Raw genomic sequence first — 21,240 nt, 5'->3', positions numbered from 1 at the left:
CTGAATCGGACAACATGGAAAGGACAGGAGATAACCGATGAAGACTATCCCCTACAGGGCCAAGGCAGCGCCCCTATAACCGTGCTCACGCAAGCACCAGAACGCTTGCCCCACGGCCCTTCGGCCTGAGTTCGAGCGCGCGAGACCATTGCACGAATATCCTCCAGGCGGAGGATCGGCTGCATATCCGGGCAACTCACAACAATAAGCCCTAGTTGCGCACATTTTGAGTGCAGGTAGTTAGACACTCGAAACTTATATGCCAGTACACGGCAGTTTCACGCCTGCGGGGTGAACTTGCGCGTGCACTACGACCGCTGAAAACCACTAACTCCGGCCATCTAATGGCTTGGTAAAACACGAGCTTGATATCAGAGAGGTAATTGCGATGCGCATCAGCATATTTGGTTTGGGTTACGTTGGCGCTGTATGTGCCGGATGCCTGTCTGCACGGGGCCATGACGTTGTTGGCGTCGATGTGGCCAAGGACAAGATCGATATGATCAATGCCGGCAAGTCGCCGATCGTTGAACCGGGCCTGGGTGAACTTCTGGCACAAGGTATCCAGACCGGTCGCCTGCGCGGCACGACCAACTTCGCCGAAGCGATTCGCGACACCGACCTGTCGATGATCTGCGTCGGTACGCCGAGCAAGAAGAACGGTGACCTGGAACTCAATTACATCGAAGCCGTGTGCCGCGAAATCGGTTTTGTCCTGCGCGACAAAACCACCCGTCACACCATCGTGGTGCGCAGCACCGTACTGCCGGGCACCGTGGCCAACGTGGTCATCCCGATTCTCGAAGAATGCTCCGGCAAGAAGGCCGGCGTCGATTTCGGCGTCGCGGTCAACCCCGAGTTCCTGCGTGAAAGCACCGCTATCGCCGACTACGACCAGCCGCCGATGACCGTGATCGGTGAGTTCGACAGGGCGTCGGGCGACGTTCTGCAATCGCTGTACGAAGAACTCGATGCGCCGATCATCCGCAAGGACATCGCCGTTGCCGAAATGATCAAGTACACCTGCAACGTGTGGCACGCCACCAAGGTCACCTTCGCCAACGAAATCGGCAACATCGCCAAGGCGGTCGGCGTCGACGGCCGTGAAGTGATGGACGTGGTCTGCCAGGACAAGACCCTCAACCTGTCCCAGTACTACATGCGCCCGGGTTTCGCCTTCGGCGGTTCGTGCCTGCCAAAAGACGTGCGTGCCCTGACCTACCGCGCCGGTTCCCTGGACGTGGAAGCCCCGTTGCTCAACTCGCTGATGCGCAGCAACGAGTCCCAGGTACAGAACGCCTTCGACATCGTCTCCAGCCACGAAAAACGCAAAGTCGCCCTGCTGGGCCTGAGCTTCAAGGCCGGCACCGATGACCTGCGCGAAAGCCCGCTGGTCGATCTGGCGGAAATGCTGATCGGCAAGGGCTACGACCTGAGCATCTACGACAGCAACGTCCAGTACGCCCGTGTCCACGGTGCGAACAAGGACTACATCGAGTCGAAGATCCCGCACGTTTCGTCCCTGCTCAACGATGACTTCGACGCGGTGATCAACAACTCCGACGTGATCATCCTCGGCAACCGTGACGAGAAATTCCGCGCCCTGGCGCAGGACGTTCCGCACGGCAAGCAGGTGATCGACCTGGTGGGCTTCATGTCCAAGGCTACCAGCGTGACCGGCCGTACCGAAGGCATCTGCTGGTAACACACCACCCCCTGTAGGAGCCAGGCTCGCCGGCGAACCAGACACCCGTATGTGTCAGGCAAACGGCCTTCGCGGGCAAGCCTCGCTCCTACCGCCCCGCCCGAAATCGAGACGGATGCAGATTATGCACAGGCTAAAGCACGGCCTACTCCAGGCCGCCGGTTGGCTGTTTTATACAAGTTTACTGATGGGCCTCGCCGTGGCGTTGCCTGTGTCCACCTTCGACCCCGAATCGAAGGACTTCATTTTCCTGATCGGTATCGTCGGTATCTGGCGCTACTCGATGGGCGCCACGCATTTTCTGCGCGGCATGCTGTTTCTGTACGTGGTCTACCCGCACCTGCGGCGCAAAGTGCGCAAGCTGGGCAACGCGGCGGACCCGTCCCACGTATTCCTGATGGTCACCAGTTTCCGCATCGACGCGTTGACCACCGCACAGGTCTACAGCTCGGTGATTCGCGAAGCCATCGACTGCGGCCTACCCACCACCGTGGTCTGCTCCATCGTGGAAATGTCCGATGAGCTGCTGGTCAAGAGCCTGTGGAATCGCATGAACCCGCCAGCGCGGGTCAAGCTGGACTTCGTACGCATTCCCGGTACCGGCAAGCGCGACGGCCTGGCCTACGGATTTCGCGCCATCTCCCGCCACTTGCCGGATGACCGCGCCGTGGTGGCCGTGATCGATGGCGACACCGTGCTCGGCGAAGGCGTGGTGCGCAAGACCGTGCCGTGGTTCCAGCTGTTCGGCAATGTCGGCGGCCTGACCACCAACGAGTTCTGCGAAGTGCGTGGCGGCTACATCATGAGCGAATGGCACAAGCTGCGCTTCGCCCAGCGTCACATCAACATGTGCTCGATGGCCCTGTCCAAGCGCGTGCTGACCATGACCGGACGCATGTCGGTGTTCCGCGCAACCGTGGTCACCAACCCCGAGTTCATTGCCGACGTGGAAAGCGACTCGCTGCAACACTGGCGCCTGGGTCGCTTCAAGTTCCTTACCGGCGATGACAAGTCCAGCTGGTTCAGCCTGATGCGCCTGGGCTACGACACCTTCTACGTGCCGGATGCGGCGATCAACACCGTCGAGCACCCGCCGGAAAAGAGCTTCATCAAGGCCAGCCGCAAACTGATGTTCCGCTGGTATGGCAACAACCTGCGCCAGAACTCCCGCGCCCTGGGCCTGGGTATCCGACGCCTGGGTGCGTTCACCTCGGTGGTGCTGTTCGATCAACGCGTATCGATGTGGACGTCCCTGCTGGGCCTGACCGTGGCACTGATCGCCAGCTTCAAGTACGGCACCGCGTTCATCCTGGTGTACCTGCTGTGGATCGGCATCACCCGCCTGATCCTGACCCTGTTGCTGTCCTGCTCCGGCCACCGGATCGGGCCGGCCTACCCGGCGATTCTCTATTACAACCAGATCGTTGGCGCACTGGTGAAGATCTACGTGTTCTTCCGCCTCGACCAACAGTCCTGGACTCGCCAGCCCACTTCTCTGTCCCGTGATCTCGCCAGCTTTCAACGTTGGTTCAACACCTGGTCGTCTCGGACCATGACCTTCTCCGCCGGCAGCATTTTCGTCGCCGTGCTGCTGTTGATGGTCTGACCGGACTCGCCTGAATTAACTAGGAAAACGCCCTTATGAATACCGCCGTCAACGCCAACGTAGTGCATGAATCCGAAGCCCAGCGCCAACACGCCCGCGTGAAAATCCCGGCCAAACTGCGCTTCTTCGGCCCTGACCGCACGCCGGTCGAAGCACGAGTGATCGACCTCTCCGCCGGTGGCCTGGCCTTCAACGCCGGTCAACTGCCACTCAAGAGCGGCGATGTGTACAAGGCCCGCCTGCAATTCGTCATCGACAACCTTGGCCTGGCCATGGACGTCGAGTTGCAGGTGCGCTCCTTCGACCGCCCGACCGGTCGTGTCGGTTGCCAGTTCCAGAATCTTGAGCCGCAAGACATCTCGACCCTGCGTCACCTGATCACTTCGCACCTGGCCGGCGACATCGTCAGCATTGGCGAAGTACTGGCGACCCTGCAGCGCGACAACTTCACCAAGGCACGCAAGATCAAGGACGGCGGCCACGGCATGACCCCGTTCGGGCGCCTGAAAGCCGTGACCTTCAGCCTGGGCGTTTTCGCGGTCGGCCTTGCAGCGTTCGGCTTCGTATTCAAATCGGTGTACGGCATGTACTTCGTCAGCCATGCCCAGGCCGGCCTGGTCAGCGTGCCCGGCGTGAGTATCACCATGCCTCGCGACGGCACCGTACAGAGCCTGGTGAAAACCGACGGCGTGGCTGCCAAGGGCGCACCGCTGGCGACCTTCAGCACCAGCATGCTCGATGTGCTCAAGGGGCATCTGGATGAGGACCAACTGCAACCGGCCAAGGTCGAGGAACTGTTCGGCAAGCAAATGACCGGCACCCTGACCTCGCCCTGCGATTGCACCGTGGCCCAGCAAATGGTCGCCGATGGTCAGTACGCCAGCAAAGGCGATGTGATCTTCCAACTGGTTCCGCGCGGCAGCGAGGCCAATGTCGAAGCACGCTTCTCCTATCGCCAGTTCGGCGACGTACGCCCAGGCACGGCGGTGCGCTTCCAGGTCGCCGGCGAAGACCAGACCCGCACCGGCAAGATCGTCAGCAGCACCAGCCTGAAAAGCGCCGACCTGTCGTCCGACATCCGCGTCCTGATCCAGCCGGACGAAGCCCTGGACAGCAGCCTGGCCGGTCGCCCGGTGGAAGTGAACAGCGACCGCGGCCCGAACCTGAACTGGCTGATCGACAAAGCCATGGCTGCCGGTCTCTGATTCGAGGACATGCCTGTGACCATTCCGACCCTCAACACGCTGCCGACCCTGTGGGAGCGAGCCTGCTCGCGATTGAATCAGCGCGGTATGCCTGATGCACCACAGTGCCTGCATCGCGAGCAGGCTCGCTCCCACATTGGATCTCTGTGTGCCGTTGCATTGGCCGTGAGCCTCGCCGGTTGCGCCGGCCTGCCCGACCAGCGCCTGGCCAACGAAGCCCTCAAGCGTGGCGATACCGCTACCGCAGCGGCAAACTACCAGCAACTGGCGGACCTGGGCTATAGCGAAGCCCAGGTTGGTCTGGCGGACATTCAGGTCGACAGCCGCGACCCGGCGCAAATGAAACAGGCCGAGGCGACTTACCGCGCCGCCGCCAGCGTTTCGCCGCGCGCCCAGGCACGCCTCGGCCGACTGCTGGTGGCCAAGCCCGGCTCCACCGAAGCCGAACAACACGAAGCCGAAGGCCTGTTGAAAAAAGCCGCGGCCGCCGGCGAAGGCAACACCCTGATCCCGCTGGCGATGCTGTACCTGCAATACCCGCACAGCTTTCCCAACGTGAATGCACAGCAGCAGATCAGCCAGTGGCGCGCCGAGAAAAAACCGGAAGCCGGCCTGGCGCAAGTGCTGCTCTATCGCACCCAGGGCACCTACGACCAGCATTTGGATGACGTGGAAAAGATCTGCAAGGCCGCCCTCCCTACCACCGACATCTGCTATGTCGAACTGGCCACGGTTTACCAGAAGAAGGCCCTGCCGGAACAACAGGCCGAACTGATCAAGCAGCTGCAGGCCGGCCATGCACGCGGCAGCGTATCGGCCCAGCGGGTGGACAGTGTCGCCCGCGTGCTGGCGGACTCGACCCTGGGCAAGACCGACGAAAAAACCGCGCAGTCGTTGCTCGAACCCATCGCTCCGGGCTACCCGGCGTCGTGGGTCACCCTCGCGCAATTGCTCTACGACTTCCCCGAACTGGGCGACGTCGACCAGATGATGAAGTACCTGGACAACGGCCGCGCCGCCGACCAGCCTCGCGCCGAACTGCTGCTGGGCAAGCTCTACTACGAAGGCAAACTGGTGCCGGCCGACGCCAAGGTCGCCGAAGAACATTTCCAGAAAGCCGTCGGCCGCGAAGTGGCTGCCGATTACTACCTCGGCCAGATCTATCGCCGTGGCTACCTGGGCAAGGTCTATCCGCAGAAAGCCCTCGACCATTTGCTGACCGCTGCGCGCAACGGCCAGAACAGCGCCGACTTCGCCATCGCCCAACTGTTTTCCCAGGGCAAGGGCACCAAGCCTGACCCGGTCAATGCCTACGTATTCAGTCAATTGGCCCTGGCGCAGAACACCCCACAAGCCACCGAACTTGTCCAGACACTGCAAACGCAACTGCCGCCTGACCGGTTGGCCGAAGCGCAACGCCTGTTGAAACAGGAACAGTCCGTGCGCGGCAACTTGAGCCCGAAAACGCCGGAATTGAACGCCCTGCAAGAAGACGGCGGCGAGGAAACCCTATGAAATTGAATCCTTTCATGAAGGCCGGTATCGGTCTCACATTCGCCCTGATCTGGTCGTGCCCGACACTCGCTGCGATCACTGAAACCAAGAACTTTGGTCTCGAAGCAAAAATCACCGCTCAGTCCGAAGATGACAGCGACCTCGGCACCGCTCCCGGTGGCGACGTCAACGGTGTCGGCCTGGACCTGCGCCCGTGGGTCTATGGTGAAAATGGCGCGTGGAGTGCCTACGCCATGGGTCAGGCGGTGACGTCCACCGACATCATCGAAACCGACACCCTGCAACAATCCGACGGTACCCAGACCACCGACAACGGTGATCGCAAGGCCAAGAAAAACTACCTGGCCATGCGTGAGTTCTGGGTCGGCTACAGCGGCTTCACGCCCTACCCCGGCGAGATCCTCAAGTTCGGTCGCCAGCGCCTGCGCAATGACGATGGCCAATGGCGCGACACCAACATCGAAGCGCTGAACTGGACCTTCGACACCACCCTGCTGCGCGCCAATGCCGGCATCGCCGAACGCTTCAGCGAATACCGCACCGACCTGACCGAACTGTCGCCCAAGGACAAGGATCGCCTGCACGCCTATGCCGATGCGGCGTACCAGTGGACACCGGGTCAGTGGGTCGGCATTCGCGGTCATCACACCCATGACAACGGCAAGCTCGACTACCCGCAACCGGGTGTACCGAACGACACGCTGGACAAGAAACAGAACGGCGACATCAGCTGGCTCGGCCTGACCGCCGACAGCGACGCCTACAACTGGCGCAACACCAACACGGTCAATTACTGGGGCAGCATCACCGGCATGCGCGGCGACACCGACACGGTCAATCCGCTGAACGCCGACGGCACGCCCCCGGCCCAGGCCAAGCGCGGTGAAGACCTCAACGGCTGGGCCACCGATGTCGGCGTGCGCCTGCGCCTCGACCCGCAATGGCAGGTGGGCGCCGCCTATGCCCGCGCCAGTGCCGAGTACGAACAGAACGGCCTGGAAAGCAACCGCTCGAACTACACCGGTACGCGCTCGCGTGTGCACCGTTTCGGCGAAGCCTTCCGCGGCGAAATGGGCAACATGCAGACCGCGACGCTGTTCGGCTCGTGGATGCTCAACGACCAGTACGACGCCAGCCTGATCTACCACAAGTTCTGGCGTGTCGACGGCAACAAGCCTATCGGCAACAACGGCATCAACGCGGTCGAGAACAACACCGACGACGTCACCGGCGCCGTGCTGTCCAGCACGTCACTGCCGTTGAACGATGGCGAGAAAGACCTCGGTCAGGAAATGGACCTGGTGGTGACCAAGTACTTCAAGCAGGGCCTGTTGCCGGCGGCGTTGAGTCAGTCGATCGACGAGCCTTCGGCCCTGGTGCGTTTCCGTGGCGGCGTGTTCAAGCCGGGCGATGCCTATGGCAGTCAGGTCGACTCGTACATGCACCGCGCGTTCATCGACGTGATCTGGCGCTTCTGATGCAGGCCGCGAAGGGAGTGCCCGATATGAATAACTCGAAGCGAGGTTCGCTCACCTTGCTGGCCGGCGCGATGCTGCTGGCCAGCTCGGTCGCCTTCGCCAATGCAGAGCCGGCGACACCCGCCAAACCGGCACGCCCGGCCACCATCGCCAAGGGGCTGCAACAGGCCAAGACCTACACCGTCAGCAGCGCACCGACCGCGCCGCTGGAGCTTGAACAGCCAAAATTGCCGGACATTTCCGGCTACACCGCCGAGGCTATTGCGGCAAAAATCGTGCGCAGCAAACCGGGCAAGATCAGCCTGCGCCGGATGATGCAGGAAGACGCCCTGAAGGACTTCATCGGCGGCGACAACAAGATGGCCGAGTGGGTGGTGCGTCAGCACGGCATTCCCCAGGCGATCTTCGTCGACGACGGCTATATGAACCTCAAGGACCTGGCGCAAAAAGTACCCAAGCAGTACTTCAGCGAAACCTCGCCGGGTGTGTTCCTGGCCAGGTTGCCGATCGTGGTCGGCCGCCACGGCATCCTCGAAATCGACAAACAGACCCAGGAATTGCGCCTGTCCCAGGAGGGCGGCTCGTTCCTGGTCAACGACGGCCAGCTGTTTGTGCGTGACACCAAAATCACCGGTTGGCGTGAAAAGGACAACGGCCCGGCGACGTTCAATTCGCCCAAGGAGTTCCGTCCGTTCCTGTTGTCCTGGGGCGGCACCGAGACCTACATCGCCAACAGCAAGATCGCCAGTTTCGGCTACGCCAACAGTAAGTCCTACGGCGTGAGTATTTCCCAATACACGCCGAACATGGCCAAGGTGCTCAAGCGCCCCGAACCGACCGGCTGGATCGTCGGTTCCGAGTTCTCGGACATGTGGTACGGCTTCTACTGCTATGAAACCCGCGACTTCGTGGTCAAGGGCAACACCTACAAAGACAACGTCGTCTACGGCATCGACCCGCATGACCGCTCGCACGGGCTGATCATTGCCGACAACACGGTGTTTGGTACGAAGAAGAAGCACGGGATCATTATTTCCCGTGAGGTCAACGACAGCTTCATCTTCAACAACCGCAGCTACGACAACCACCTCTCGGGGCTGGTGATCGACCGTAACAGCGTGAACAACCTGATCGCCCACAACGAGATCTACCAGAACCACACCGACGGCATCACCCTCTACGAGAGTGCCGACAACCTGTTGTGGGGCAACAAGGTGCTGAGCAACAAGCGCCACGGTATCCGCATTCGTAACAGCGTGAACATCCGCCTCTACGAAAACGTGGCCATGGCCAATGGCCTGACGGGCATCTACGGGCACATCAAGGACCTGACCAACACCGACCGTGACATCAAGCTCGACCCGTTCGACGCCGAGGTGTCGCTGATCGTGGTCGGCGGCGAACTCGCGGCCAACGGCAGCGGCCCGCTGTCCATCGACTCGCCGCTGAGCGTCGAGTTGTACCGGGTGTCCATGCTCGCACCGACCAAGGCCAGCGGGATCAGCTTCACCGGCATCCTCGGCGATCGTCAGGATGAAATTCTCGACCTGCTGGTGCGCCAGCAGAAAGCCGTGCTGATCGACCCTGTCGAACGCCAGACCGAAATGCGGGACTGAGGATAATTTTATGCACCCACACCTGATCAAATTACTCAGCCTGTCGGCCCTGGCCGCCGGTATTCTCGCGGCCAGCGGCGGTGTTCGCGCCGATGACGCCAAGGCGCCAAGCTTCAGTGCGGAACCCTGCTGCAGCCTCTGCCCGGCCGCCCACGACCCGAAGAATTACACCACCCGCTACCAGCAGAACTTCACCACGCTGGTGCAGGCCCAGGGCGACTGGCTGTTCCGTACGCAAGAAGACCTGCGCACCGAATTCGACACCACCCCCGCCGGCTACAAACGCATGAAACAACTGCACGATGCGTTCAAGAGCAAAGGCGTTGAGCTGGTTGTCGTTTATCAACCGACCCGTGGCCTGGTGAACCGCAACAAATTGAACCCGGCCGAAAAGGCCAGCTTCGATTACGACAAGGCACTGAAAAACTACAAGTCCATGCTCGGCCGTTTCGCGCAGATGGGCTATGTCGTGCCGGACCTGTCGCCTTTGACCAACGAGCAACTGCCCGACACCCTGCCGGCGCACGATTTCTACTTCCGCGGCGACCAGCACTGGACCCCGTACGGCGCCCAGCGCACAGCGAAAATCGTCGCCGAAAAGGTCAGGCAGATCCCGGCCTTCGCCGACATTCCCAAGCGTGAATTCGAGACCCACAAGTCCGGCCGCATGGGCAAGACCGGCACCCTGCACAACATGGCCGGGCAACTCTGCGGCACCAGCTACGCCATCCAGTACATGGACCAGTTCACCACCGAACCCAAGGGCGAAGCGGGCGATGGCGATCTGTTCGGCGACTCCGGCAACCCGCAGATCACCCTGGTCGGCACCAGTCACAGCGGCAAGAACTACAACTTCGCCGGTTTCCTCGAAGAGGCCATCGGCGCCGACATTCTCAATGTCGCGTTCCCCGGCGGCGGCCTGGAAGGTTCGATGTTGCAGTACCTGGGCAGCGACGAGTTCCAGAAGAACCCGCCGAAGATTCTCATCTGGGAATTCTCGCCGCTGTATCGCCTGGACCAGGAAACCATCTACCGCCAGATGATGGCGCTGCTGGACAACGGTTGCGAAGGCAAGGATGCACAGATGTCCGGGAGCACCACGCTCAAGCCGGGCAAGAACGAACTGATGGTCAACAGCAAGAACCTGGACCTGCGCAACAGCGGCCATCAGGTCGACATCCGCTTCGCCGACACCTCGGTGAAAACCCTGCACGCCACCCTCTGGTACATGAACGGGCGCCACGAGGACATCAAGATCGAAAAACCGGAAACCTCCGAAACCGACGGACGTTTCGCCTTCGAGTTGCGCACGGATGAAGACTGGGCTTCGCAGAACCTGCTGGCCGTCGAAGTCCAGGGTCCTGAAGCAGGCACCGCGCCACAGAAAGTCGAAGCGAAAATCTGCAAACGCAACGTGTTCCCTGGCGCGGAGCAACGTACCGCTTCGCTCGGGCAATGAGGTCTGCCATGCACAACCCGATATTGAAAAACCTGTTGGCTCCCACACTCCTGTGCTCTTCATTTCTAGGGCTGGCGATGTTCGCCGGGGCCACGCAAGCGGCTGCACCCTTGCGCCCGCCCCAGGGTTACTACGCGCCGATCGAGAAGGTCAAAACCGGCGACGGTAACGACGGCTGCGATGCAATGCCCAAGCCCTACACCGGCGCGCTGCAATTTCGCAGCAAGTACGAAGGCTCGGACAAGGCCCGCGCCACCCTGAACGCGGAATCGGAAAAGGCCTTCCGCGACAGCACCGCCGACATCACCAGGCTGGAGCGCGGCACCAGCAAGCGGGTGATGCAGTTCATGCGCGACGGGCGCCCGGCACAACTGGAGTGCACGTTGAACTGGCTGACGGCCTGGGCCCAGGCCGATGCGTTGATGTCCAGGGACTTCAACCATACCGGCAAGTCCATGCGCAAATGGGCGCTGGGCAGCATGGCGTCTGCGTACATTCGGCTGAAGTTCTCCGACTCCCATCCACTGGCCGCGCATCAGCAGCAAGCGCAACTGATCGAAGGCTGGTTCAGCAAGATGGCCGATCAGGTGGTCAGCGACTGGGACAACCTGCCGCTGGAACAAACCAACAACCATTCGTATTGGGCCGCCTGGTCGGTGATGGCTACCTCCATCGCCACCAACCGTCGCGACCTGTTCGACTGGGCGGTGAAGGAATACAGGATCGGCGCCAGCCAGGTCGACGCCGACGGCTACCTGCCCAACGAACTCAAGCGCCAGCAACGGGCGCTGGCCTACCACAACTACGCCCTGCCGCCACTGGCGATGATCGCCAGTTTCGCCCAGGTCAATGGCGTGGATCTGCGCCAGGAAAACAACGGTGCCTTGAAACGACTCGGTGATCGCGTACTCGCCGGGGTGAAAGAACCGGGCGCGTTCGAGAAGAAGAACGGCAAGGAACAGGACATGACCGATCTGAAAGAGGACATGAAATTCGCCTGGCTCGAGCCCTTCTGCACGCTCTACACCTGCTCGCCGGAAGTGCTGGCGAAGAAACACGCCATGCAACCGTTCAAGACCTTCCGCCTCGGCGGTGACCTGACCCGGGTCTACGACCCGGCCAATGAAAAGGGCAACAAGGGTTCCTAGAACAAACACAGACCCCCTGTGGGAGCGAGCCTGCTCGCGAAGCGGTGTATCAGTCGACAGCATCGTTGAATGTCAGACCGCAATCGCGAGCAGGCTCGCTCCCACAGGGTCAGCTTCGAGTTTGAGTTTTGTGAGTTGCCCCCCCGGATTTTCGTGGGGGGTTTGGGGGGGCCGTTGGCCCTTGACTGTTGGTTAAACAAGGAGAGATCGGGATGGTTTTTTCATCCAACGTGTTCCTGTTTCTGTTCTTGCCGGTCTTTCTCGGCTTGTACTACGTGAGCGGGCAACGCTATCGCAATTTGCTGCTGCTGATCGCCAGCTACGTGTTCTACGCCTGGTGGCGCGTGGACTTCCTGGCGCTGTTCGCCGGCGTCACCCTGTGGAACTACTGGATCGGCCTGAGGGTCGGCGCCGCCGGAGTCAGGACCAAACCGGCCCAGCGCTGGCTGCTGCTCGGCGTGGCCGTGGACCTGTGCATCCTCGGTTACTTCAAGTACGCCAACTTCGGCGTCGACAGCATCAACGCGATGATGACGTCAGTGGGCCTTGAGCCGTTCATCCTGACCCACGTGTTGCTGCCGATCGGAATCTCGTTCTACATCTTCGAATCCATCAGCTACATCATCGACGTCTACCGTGGCGATACCCCGGCGACGCGCAACCTGATCGACTTCGCGGCATTCGTGGCGATTTTCCCGCACCTGATCGCCGGTCCCGTGTTGCGCTTTCGCGACCTGGTCGACCAGTTCAACAACCGCACCCACACCCTCGATAAATTTTCCGAGGGCTGCACGCGGTTCATGCAGGGCTTCATCAAGAAGGTGTTCATCGCCGACACCCTGGCCGTGGTGGCCGACCATTGCTTCGCCCTGCAAAACCCGACCACGGGCGATGCCTGGCTTGGCGCCCTGGCGTATACCGCGCAGCTGTATTTCGACTTCTCCGGCTATAGCGACATGGCCATCGGGTTAGGCCTGATGATGGGTTTCCGCTTCATGGAAAACTTCAAGCAGCCGTATGTCAGCCAGTCGATCACCGAGTTCTGGCGGCGCTGGCATATCAGCCTGTCTACCTGGCTGCGCGACTACCTGTACATCACCCTTGGCGGCAATCGCAAAGGCACGCTGATGACCTATCGCAACCTGTTCCTGACCATGCTGCTCGGCGGTCTTTGGCACGGTGCGAACATCACCTACATCGTCTGGGGGGCCTGGCACGGCACCTGGCTGGCCATTGAAAAAGCCATTGGCCTGAACACGTCGCCGCGCAGCTTCAACCCGATCCGCTGGGCACTGACCTTCCTGCTGGTGGTGATGGGCTGGGTGATATTCCGCGCGGAAAACCTACACGTCGCCGGCCGCATGTACGGCGCCATGTTCAGCTTCGGCGACTGGTCGCTGTCGGAACTGAACCGGGCCAGCCTCACCGGCCTGCAAGTGGCGACCCTGATCGTGGCCTACGTGACGCTGGCGCTTTTCGGCCTGCGTGACTTCTACACCAGCCAGACACCGGTCAAGACCCGACCTGCGCTCAACGACGATGCCGATGGCCCCGCCGGTGCCACGTCGGGAACCGTCAAAGCCGTCCCCGGTGATCACCCGGCCAGCCTCCATCAGCCGGGCTACACCGTCGGCGTCGAAGCCCAGGTGCAACCGGCCTACTGGACCTCCGACTGGTCACGCTACGCGATGCGTGCCCTGGTCCTGCTGCTGTTCATCGCCTCGATTCTCAAACTCTCGGCGCAAAGCTTCTCGCCGTTCCTTTACTTCCAGTTCTGAGGGATCTGACCATGACCCGCTCATTACGCATGTTCTACATCGCCCTGTTCCTGGTGACCTTGCTGGTGCTCGGTCTGTGGTCGGTGCGCAGCTTCTTCGGCTTCAGTACCAACGCCAATGCGACGGTGCTCGACGGTCGCTGGACCAAGGCCGTGGAGACGCACTACGACGACGAGTTCCCGATCAAGCGCCTGGGCACCAATCTCTGGGCGGCACTGGATTTCAAGCTGTTCAACGAGGGTCGCCCGGGCGTCGTGCTGGGCCGCGACCAGTGGTTGTACAGCGATGAAGAATTCCATCCGGTGGTCAACGAAGAGCTCAACCTGCAAGGCAACTACGCGCTGGTCGAAGGGGTGCGCCAGGTGTTGAAAGACAAAGGCGTGCAACTGGTGATGGCGGTGGTGCCGGCCAAGGCGCGCCTGTACCCGGAACACCTCGGCGAAGCGAAGCCGGCCAGCATCCACGCCAACCTCTACAAGGACTTCCACCAGCGTCTGGCCGCCGACCGGATTCCCGCGCCGGACTTGCTCGGTCCGTTGCAAGCGGCCAAACGTGACGGCCAGCAGGTATTCCTGCGCACTGACACCCACTGGACTCCGGAAGGTGCCGAGATCGCGGCGAACACACTGGCCAGGACCATTGCCGACAAATTCCCGCTGAGCGGCGAACCGCAAGACTTTGTCACTGAACCTGCCGAGAAAATTACCCACAAGGGCGACCTGCGCCTGTTCCTGCCGCTGGACCCGCTGTTCGAAAACCTCATGCCGGCACCCGAGGCCCTGCAAAAACGCAACACCGTCGCCGCCGGGGACCAGCCTGCCGGTGACGACGCCCTGTTTGCCAATACCGAAGTACCGGTGGCGCTGATCGGCACCAGCTACAGCGCCAACCCCAACTGGAACTTCGTCGGTGCGCTGAAACAAGCCCTGCGCAGCGACGTGGTCAATTACGCCGAGGACGGCCACGGCCCGATTCTGCCGATGCTCGGCTACCTCAAAAGCGATGCCTTCAAGAACAGCCCGCCCCAAGTGCTGATCTGGGAGTTCCCTGAACGATATCTGCCTGTGAATAACGAAATCGGCGACGCCGACCCGCAGTGGGTCGCAGAGCTTAAACAAGCCGGCGCGCGCCAGCAAAACGTAGCCATCAACAACAAATCCGAGACGCCCGACCGGGCGCAAAACTGAAAAGAGAGAGGTACTTCCATGACGTTCACTACTACACCTCGTCGTCTCGCCACCCGCTCCCTGAAGACAGTCGCACTGGTTGCTGGTATGAGTGTGCTCTCCATGCAGGCCTTCGCCGGTGGCGACGCGGCACTGTACGGCCCGACCGCGCCGAAAGGCTCGACCTTCGTGCGCATCTACAACGCCAGCAACAGCGAAGTCAGCGCCACTGTCGGCAACACCAACCTGAACGATGTGGCACCGCTGGCGAGCAGTGATTTCAGCTTCATGCCGGGCGGTGACTACAGTGCCAAGGTCGGCAGCCAGACGCTGCCGGTGAAACTGGCCGGCGACCACTATTACACCCTGGTCAACAACGCCAGCGGCGCGCCGCAACTGATTGAAGAGCCGCCGTTCAAGAACAAACAGAAATCCCTGGTACGGGTACAGAACCTCAGCGACAAGGCGCTGACCCTGAAAACCGCCGACGGCAAGACCGACGTGGTGCCGAACGTGGCCGCCAAGGGTCGTGGCGAACGCGAGATCAACCCGGTGAAAGTCAGCCTGGCGCTGTACGATGGTGCAACGAAAGTCGGCGACGTGAAACCGGTCGCCCTGGAGCGCGGTGAAGCCGCAGTGCTGTACGTCACCGGCAGCGGCAGCAGCCTGTCGCCGGTCTGGGTGAAACGCCCGGTATCGACGCGCTAATTAATTTTTTCCGGATTGATACACGCTCCTGTAGGAGCACGGCTTGCCGGCGAAGGCGCCCATGAGGCCGCCATCGCTGGCAAGCCAGCTCCCACAATGGATCGAGGCGTCAGTTTGGACACGGAACAAAAACAAGAGTGAAACGACACAAGGTTCGTCGCTCTAACCAAACGATTTTCAAGGAGTAACAACATGATTCCGGTGATCTTGTCAGGTGGTAGCGGTTCGCGTCTCTGGCCGCTTTCCCGTAAGCAGTTCCCTAAACAGTTCCTGGCGCTGACGGGCGAACACACGCTGTTCCAGCAAACCCTGGAGCGCCTGGTCTTCGAAGGCATGGACACGCCGATCGTGGTGTGCAACAAGGACCACCGCTTCATCGTCAACGAGCAACTGAGCGCCCGCAAACTGGAAACCCAGCGCATCCTGATGGAACCGTTCGGGCGCAACACCGCGCCGGCCGTGGCGTTGACGGCGATGATGCTGGTCAATGAAGGCCGTGACGAGTTGATGCTGGTGCTGCCGGCGGACCACGTGCTGGAAGACCAGAAGGCCCTGCAACGCGCCCTGGCCCTGGCCACGGTCGCTGCCGAAAATGGCGAAATGGTGCTGTTCGGCGTACCGGCCACCAAGCCGGAAACCGGATACGGCTACATCAAGTCTTCCAACGACTCGCTGCTGCCCGAAGGCGTCAGCCGTGTCTCGCACTTCGTCGAAAAACCGGATGTGAAACGCGCCACCGAGTTCGTCCAGTCCGGCGGCTACTTCTGGAACAGCGGCATGTTCCTGTTCCGCGCCAGCCGCTTCCTCGAAGAGCTGAAAAAGCATGACCCGGACATCTACGACACCTGCCTGCTGACCCTGGAACGCAGCCAGCAGGACCCTGACACCGTCAGCATCGACGAAGCCACCTTCGCCTGCTGCCCGGATAACTCCATCGACTACTCGGTCATGGAAAAGACCCAGCGCGCCTGCGTGGTGCCGCTGACTGCCGGCTGGAGCGACGTCGGCTGCTGGTCGTCGCTGTGGGAAGTCAACCAGAAGGACGCCAACGGCAACGTCACCAAGGGCGACGTAGTGGTCCAGGACAGCCGCAACTGCATGATCCACGGCAACGGCAAACTGGTGTCGGTGATCGGCCTGGAAAACATCGTCGTGGTCGAGACCAAGGACGCCATGATGATTGCGCACAAGGACAAGGTCCAGGGCGTGAAACAGCTGGTCAACACCCTCAACGAACAGGGTCGCAGCGAAACCCAGAATCACTGCGAAGTCTATCGTCCGTGGGGCTCCTACGACTCGGTGGACATGGGCGGCCGCTTCCAGGTCAAGCACATCTCGGTCAAGCCGGGGGCGTGCCTGTCGCTGCAGATGCACCACCACCGCGCCGAGCACTGGATCGTGGTCAGCGGTACGGCTGAAGTGACCTGCGATGAAAATGTGTTCCTGCTGACGGAAAACCAGTCGACCTACATTCCGATTGCTTCGGTCCACCGCCTGCGCAATCCGGGCAAGATCCCGCTGGAAATCATCGAAGTGCAATCGGGCAGCTACCTGGGTGAAGACGATATCGAGCGGTACGACGATATCTACGGTCGCTCGACCCCGATCGAACGCGGCGTGTCGGTGAAAACCATCGCGCAATAACGTTCATTAAGACTTGGGCCTCGGTCCCCTTGCTGCGCTCCTTATCCGCAGCAGGGTGACCGGGGCTTTTTTTGCTTTGGGGGTTTTGTTGTCTGGGAGGTCCCCATCGCGAGCAGGCTCGCTCCCACAGGGGAATGCATTTCAAATGTGGGAGCGAGCCTGCTCGCGATGAGGCCATTACCGGCACCACAAAACTCTCGCCCATCGCCAACCCCACCTGCGCTTAGGTAGGATGGACTTCTCCACTCCCGAGGTTCGCGCGTCATGCTCATCGGCGTCCTGCTGGTCATCACCTGGTTGGTCCTGCTGCTGCGCTACCCGGCCAAGGCTTTGCCCGTATCCATGGCCGCCGCCGTAGGCCTGGGCATCGTCGCCACGTGGGTGATCTGGATGGACCACCGCGAACTCAAGCAACTGCAACGCCTGGAATTGCGCATCAGCTACGCCCCGCAACACTGCCCCGCCGACCGGCCGCTGCAACTGACGCTGAACAACGGCAACGACGTGCCGCTGATCGAACTGCGCTGGCGGGTCGCCGCCTACGCACCGGGCGACACGGTCAACCTGGCCGACAATCAATACACCGCCCCACGGTATCGCGGCCCCGGCGAACTGCAGGCCGGGGGCAACTGGGAAGACTGTTTGCCCTTGCCGCCGCTGCGCCCCGGCTACCGCCCGGAAACCCTGGAGTTTCGCGCCGAGCGTTTGCAGGGTAGTTTTTCCGACTGAACGATCCTGCCCCTTTGAGCTTTCCCACTGATTGAACAAGGACCGCGCCATGCCCATTGCGTTGATCACCGGATGTTCCAGCGGCATCGGCCGCGCCCTCGCCGACACCTTCAAAAGCGCCGGATACCAAGTCTGGGCCAGTGCACGCAAGGCTCAGGACGTCGCCATGCTGAGCGCCGCCGGATTCACCGCCGTGCAACTGGACGTCAACGACACCCAGGCACTGGAACAGTTGAGCGAACGGATCAATCGCCAGCACGGCGGCCTTGATGTGCTGATCAACAACGCCGGCTACGGCGCCATGGGGCCGCTGCTCGATGGCGGTGTGCAGGCGATGCAGCGTCAATTCGAAACCAACGTGTTCGCCATCGTCGGCGTCACGCGCGCCTTGTTTCCGGTGCTGCGCCGGGCCAAGGGGATTGTGGTGAATGTCGGCAGCGTTTCCGGGGTGCTGGTCACGCCATTCGCCGGCGCGTATTGCGCATCGAAAGCGGCCGTGCATGCCTTGAGCGATGCGCTGCGCATGGAACTGGCACCATTCGGCGTGCGGGTAATGGAAGTGCAACCCGGTGCCATCGCCTCCAGTTTCGCCAAGAATGCGGGCCACGAAGCCGAACAATTGATCACCGAAGAATCGCCATGGTTTCCCCTGCGCGAAGGCATTCGTGCGCGGGCCAGAGCCTCCCAGGACAAACCGACGCCCGCCAGTGAATTTGCCGCCGCCCTGTTGAAAGCGGTACAGCAGAACAAACCGCCACGCCTGATTCGCCTCGGCAACGGCAGCCGCGCGTTGCCGCTGCTGGCGACACTACTGCCCAAGGGCCTGCTGGAATCGACGCTGATGAAGCGATTCGGGTTGCGCGGGCAGCTCTGATCGCGGCATCTGGTTCACCGTAGGAGCCAGGCTTGCCGGCGAAGGCGTTATCGAAGGCGATGTACGACTTAAGGCTGCCTTCGCGGGCAAGTCGGATCGCCGCCCGCTCGCTCCTACGGGCGAACAACGATAACGCGGTGCGATAGGTGCACCGCAGCGTCTGGTTCGCGGCCATTTGTGGCGGTCACTTTTGTATCCAACACCGCCACAGCGCAATAGCAACACCCCCTAACATTCAACGCCCCCTCCCCTCTCGCCAACAAATATCCGGCGCTATAACGTCTCAATTAATCCATCAAACAATGGATTAACCAATCAAACAACTTAAACAAACAAGGCAATAATATGGACGTTATTACCCAAAATTCTTTTACCTTTTCAATCCCATCGGAACGTGACCCAAACTTTGGCGATGACGGTGTTATCACGCTATTCAAACTTGAGCACGAACTGGACACCGACCGGCATGTAAAAGGTCTTGCACTCCTGGCCGACGAAAAGATCCTGGTCGGTGCATGGCTCGCCCGAGAACTCAAAGGGCTTTATGGCCTGGCGCGCTTCAATGGCGATGGCAGCCTCGATAAGAGCTTCGCCGACAATGGCCTGGCCCTCGGCAATTTTGCCGGGGGATACGACTGCGCCGGGGGCAAGGTTGCCGTGCAGGAGGACGGGCATATCCTGATGCTGGGCTGGTCGCGAAAGGTCGATACCTATAGCCCCAAACGCCTGGTCATTGCCCGTTTCGACAAGGACGGCGCACTCGACCAAAACTTTGGTCGGCAAGGCTGCGTCATCATCGATAACAACACGCTCGGCTTACTTGTGGACGACAGCAGCACACTGCATGTACTGGATAATGGAAACATAGTTATCACTGCAACTTATCTGAATGGAGATACTTCTACCGGCACCGTAATACGCATCGACATGCACGGTAATCTTGATAAAAGCTTCAACAACACCGGCAAACTCGACATCACACACCCTGCTTTCACTGCAACGTCTGTCAATGCATTACTCGCGCAAGCAAACAACACAATCCTGGTTGCTGGAAGCGCTCGAAATTCAATGAATGAAACACTCGGTTATGTCGCTCGCTTTTCCCATTCGGGTGAACTCGACACGGATTTTGGCAGTGATGAAACACCGGGCTTTTCAACGCTGAACATACCGAACGGTACCGTGATACTTCACGACCTGATCGATACAGGCTCAGGCAATGTGGTCGGCATCGGCCAGGCCAGCACGCCATTCAGAAACTTCGGGCTGCTGGCGGGACTGGATTCAACGGGCAATCCGTTCCCCGCGTTCAATGGCGGTCGACCGGTGTTGACCGCCGTCGACCCCGTGCACGGCAATGAATGGATCTGCGGCCACCGCCAGGCCGATGGAAAAATCATCACCACGGGTGGTTCCCAACGTCTTTACACCCTGCGCTATCAGGCCAACGGCTTGATCGACCGAAGCTTCGGCCAACATGGAAGCATCCAGGAAGACACCGCACTGCAAACCCCGCTGGCACTCCTGCAAATCCAGGCAAACGGCCGGATTCTGCTGGCTGGCAACACCCTGGGACTGGGTGGCGCACTCGGCCATGTCTACGCCTATCAGGGCTGAACAGCCCCGAACCGATGAAATTTCAAAAAGGATTTTGAGATGAGCAAACTGCTGGATATCAGAATGGACAATTTTGTAAACGGGATCAGAAAGGGCGTGCCGATGACATTCGGCTTCACTCTTGAAACCGATGGTGCTCCACCGCCCGTGGGGTCTCGTTTACAGTTCCGGGTGGCCAAGGATGTAACGCTGCTGCACGCCTCCATGCCCGTCGATGGCGCGCAAATGATCACCAACGAACATTGGGGTTTCAGCACCCTGACGATTACCGGCGTACAGACTCAGGGCTGGAATCCCCGACGCACGGTGACGTTGAGATCCGACAAGGATCTCGACGGCTCATCCATCGCCGAGTTGTGTGGCATCGTTTACTACCAACCCACCTATCAGGAAGACATCTATTGCCCCGTCCTGGCCAGGCCTGTTGCAACACTGGATATTCAAGCCCGCCAGGTGTTCAAGGGGCATTGGCAGGATCAAGTCTCCAAAGGCTGGATCTACAGCCATGACGTGATCCTGAGTGCCATTGGCGGTTCGTTTACCCAGTGGAAATTCACAGTTGCAGGCTTGCCGCAAGGAACGAAGATTCATGCCAACCCCTGGCTGGATGTCGCCCATGACGGCACGGAGGGCGTGATTGAGTTGCACACGCCGGCAACAGATCAGTACTTGCTGGAGCCGGGAATGGAACTGCCTGTGTCCATTCAACTGCTCTATCCGCCGACATTGGGGCAGGACCCTGCATTGCGCAGTCTTCCCAACCTCACTGCTCAGCCAGCGACAATCAACGTTTAGTAATCACCGCTCACCTGTAGGAGCGAGCATGCTCGCGATGGGCGTTAACGATAACGCGGGTTTTCTGAATGCCCGCGGCGCCTGCTACTCCATCGCGAGCGTGCTGAACTGGCCTAATGATTTTGGACACTTCAATCGGGCGCTATGATGGCGCCCAAATCTGAGGTGTTTGGCTATGCGTAAATCTTATTCCAGCG

At 60.6% G+C, this 21,240-nt stretch carries 16 protein-coding genes; all 16 read left to right on the top strand.

Going from position 1 to position 21,240, the window contains the following annotated elements; all coding sequences use genetic code 11:
- Window positions 1-388: 388 nt before the first annotated feature.
- Window positions 389-1,705: a nucleotide sugar dehydrogenase gene (locus ACQKP2_RS20090; protein WP_427578876.1), complete on the top strand. Its 1,317-nt coding sequence runs from the start codon at window positions 389-391 to the stop codon at window positions 1,703-1,705.
- A gap of 124 nt (window positions 1,706-1,829) precedes the next feature.
- Window positions 1,830-3,311, top strand: coding sequence for a mannuronan synthase (gene alg8, locus ACQKP2_RS20085; RefSeq protein WP_427578874.1), 1,482 nt, complete (start codon window positions 1,830-1,832; stop codon window positions 3,309-3,311).
- A 35-nt stretch (window positions 3,312-3,346) separates the two neighbouring features.
- Window positions 3,347-4,516 (top strand): PilZ domain-containing protein, encoded by a 1,170-nt coding sequence (locus ACQKP2_RS20080; RefSeq protein ID WP_427578873.1) that lies wholly within the window; start codon window positions 3,347-3,349, stop codon window positions 4,514-4,516.
- A gap of 15 nt (window positions 4,517-4,531) precedes the next feature.
- Window positions 4,532-6,031: an alginate biosynthesis TPR repeat lipoprotein AlgK gene (algK, locus tag ACQKP2_RS20075; RefSeq protein WP_427578871.1), complete on the top strand. Its 1,500-nt coding sequence runs from the start codon at window positions 4,532-4,534 to the stop codon at window positions 6,029-6,031.
- Entirely contained in the window at window positions 6,028-7,509 is a 1,482-nt protein-coding gene (locus ACQKP2_RS20070; RefSeq protein WP_427578870.1) for an alginate export family protein, read from the top strand. Before algK ends, ACQKP2_RS20070 begins: the two co-directional genes overlap by 4 nt.
- A 26-nt stretch (window positions 7,510-7,535) precedes the next feature.
- Window positions 7,536-9,125: a mannuronan 5-epimerase AlgG gene (gene algG, locus ACQKP2_RS20065; RefSeq protein ID WP_427578868.1), complete on the top strand. Its 1,590-nt coding sequence runs from the start codon at window positions 7,536-7,538 to the stop codon at window positions 9,123-9,125.
- A gap of 10 nt (window positions 9,126-9,135) precedes the next feature.
- Window positions 9,136-10,584: an alginate O-acetyltransferase gene (locus tag ACQKP2_RS20060; protein WP_427578867.1), complete on the top strand. Its 1,449-nt coding sequence runs from the start codon at window positions 9,136-9,138 to the stop codon at window positions 10,582-10,584.
- Between the two features lie 8 nt (window positions 10,585-10,592).
- A complete protein-coding gene (locus tag ACQKP2_RS20055) occupies window positions 10,593-11,732 on the top strand; it encodes a mannuronate-specific alginate lyase (protein ID WP_427578865.1) in 1,140 nt (379 codons plus the stop codon).
- 212 nt (window positions 11,733-11,944) lie between these two features.
- Complete coding sequence (locus tag ACQKP2_RS20050) at window positions 11,945-13,510, top strand: MBOAT family O-acyltransferase (protein WP_427578863.1); 1,566 nt, start codon at window positions 11,945-11,947, stop codon at window positions 13,508-13,510.
- Between the two features lie 11 nt (window positions 13,511-13,521).
- Window positions 13,522-14,697 (top strand): alginate O-acetyltransferase, encoded by a 1,176-nt coding sequence (locus ACQKP2_RS20045; RefSeq protein ID WP_427578862.1) that lies wholly within the window; start codon window positions 13,522-13,524, stop codon window positions 14,695-14,697.
- Between the two features lie 18 nt (window positions 14,698-14,715).
- Entirely contained in the window at window positions 14,716-15,384 is a 669-nt protein-coding gene (locus ACQKP2_RS20040) for an alginate O-acetyltransferase AlgF (protein ID WP_427578861.1), read from the top strand.
- A 192-nt stretch (window positions 15,385-15,576) separates the two neighbouring features.
- On the top strand, window positions 15,577-17,028 hold the full coding sequence (locus ACQKP2_RS20035; protein WP_427578859.1) for a mannose-1-phosphate guanylyltransferase/mannose-6-phosphate isomerase: 1,452 nt from the start codon (window positions 15,577-15,579) through the stop codon (window positions 17,026-17,028).
- A gap of 264 nt (window positions 17,029-17,292) precedes the next feature.
- Window positions 17,293-17,757, top strand: a complete 465-nt coding sequence (locus ACQKP2_RS20030) for a multidrug transporter (RefSeq protein ID WP_427578858.1) — start codon at window positions 17,293-17,295, stop codon at window positions 17,755-17,757.
- A 49-nt stretch (window positions 17,758-17,806) separates the two neighbouring features.
- Window positions 17,807-18,631, top strand: coding sequence for an SDR family oxidoreductase (locus tag ACQKP2_RS20025; protein ID WP_427578856.1), 825 nt, complete (start codon window positions 17,807-17,809; stop codon window positions 18,629-18,631).
- 345 nt (window positions 18,632-18,976) lie between these two features.
- Window positions 18,977-20,248 (top strand): hypothetical protein, encoded by a 1,272-nt coding sequence (locus ACQKP2_RS20020; protein WP_427578855.1) that lies wholly within the window; start codon window positions 18,977-18,979, stop codon window positions 20,246-20,248.
- Between the two features lie 63 nt (window positions 20,249-20,311).
- A complete protein-coding gene (locus tag ACQKP2_RS20015; RefSeq protein ID WP_427578854.1) occupies window positions 20,312-21,043 on the top strand; it encodes a hypothetical protein in 732 nt (243 codons plus the stop codon).
- Window positions 21,044-21,240: the final 197 nt, after the last annotated feature.

It is taken from the genome of Pseudomonas sp. NPDC089569, assembly GCF_050280625.1.
Taxonomy (GTDB): domain Bacteria; phylum Pseudomonadota; class Gammaproteobacteria; order Pseudomonadales; family Pseudomonadaceae; genus Aquipseudomonas.
Note: the sequence above shows the minus strand (reverse complement) of the source record. Positions and strands in the feature narration are given on the sequence as shown.

Excerpts from the sequence above, each read along its gene's own strand:
- ACQKP2_RS20090 (WP_427578876.1), top strand. The coding sequence starts at position 389 with ATGCGCATCAGCATATTTGGTTTGGGTTACGTTGGCGCTGTATGTGCC.
- alg8 (WP_427578874.1), top strand. The coding sequence starts at position 1,830 with ATGCACAGGCTAAAGCACGGCCTACTCCAGGCCGCCGGTTGGCTGTTT.
- ACQKP2_RS20080 (WP_427578873.1), top strand. The coding sequence starts at position 3,347 with ATGAATACCGCCGTCAACGCCAACGTAGTGCATGAATCCGAAGCCCAG.
- ACQKP2_RS20070 (WP_427578870.1), top strand. The coding sequence starts at position 6,028 with ATGAAATTGAATCCTTTCATGAAGGCCGGTATCGGTCTCACATTCGCC.
- algG (WP_427578868.1), top strand. The coding sequence starts at position 7,536 with ATGAATAACTCGAAGCGAGGTTCGCTCACCTTGCTGGCCGGCGCGATG.
- ACQKP2_RS20060 (WP_427578867.1), top strand. The coding sequence starts at position 9,136 with ATGCACCCACACCTGATCAAATTACTCAGCCTGTCGGCCCTGGCCGCC.
- ACQKP2_RS20055 (WP_427578865.1), top strand. The coding sequence starts at position 10,593 with ATGCACAACCCGATATTGAAAAACCTGTTGGCTCCCACACTCCTGTGC.
- ACQKP2_RS20050 (WP_427578863.1), top strand. The coding sequence starts at position 11,945 with ATGGTTTTTTCATCCAACGTGTTCCTGTTTCTGTTCTTGCCGGTCTTT.
- ACQKP2_RS20045 (WP_427578862.1), top strand. The coding sequence starts at position 13,522 with ATGACCCGCTCATTACGCATGTTCTACATCGCCCTGTTCCTGGTGACC.
- ACQKP2_RS20040 (WP_427578861.1), top strand. The coding sequence starts at position 14,716 with ATGACGTTCACTACTACACCTCGTCGTCTCGCCACCCGCTCCCTGAAG.
- ACQKP2_RS20035 (WP_427578859.1), top strand. The coding sequence starts at position 15,577 with ATGATTCCGGTGATCTTGTCAGGTGGTAGCGGTTCGCGTCTCTGGCCG.
- ACQKP2_RS20030 (WP_427578858.1), top strand. The coding sequence starts at position 17,293 with ATGCTCATCGGCGTCCTGCTGGTCATCACCTGGTTGGTCCTGCTGCTG.
- ACQKP2_RS20025 (WP_427578856.1), top strand. The coding sequence starts at position 17,807 with ATGCCCATTGCGTTGATCACCGGATGTTCCAGCGGCATCGGCCGCGCC.
- ACQKP2_RS20020 (WP_427578855.1), top strand. The coding sequence starts at position 18,977 with ATGGACGTTATTACCCAAAATTCTTTTACCTTTTCAATCCCATCGGAA.
- ACQKP2_RS20015 (WP_427578854.1), top strand. The coding sequence starts at position 20,312 with ATGGACAATTTTGTAAACGGGATCAGAAAGGGCGTGCCGATGACATTC.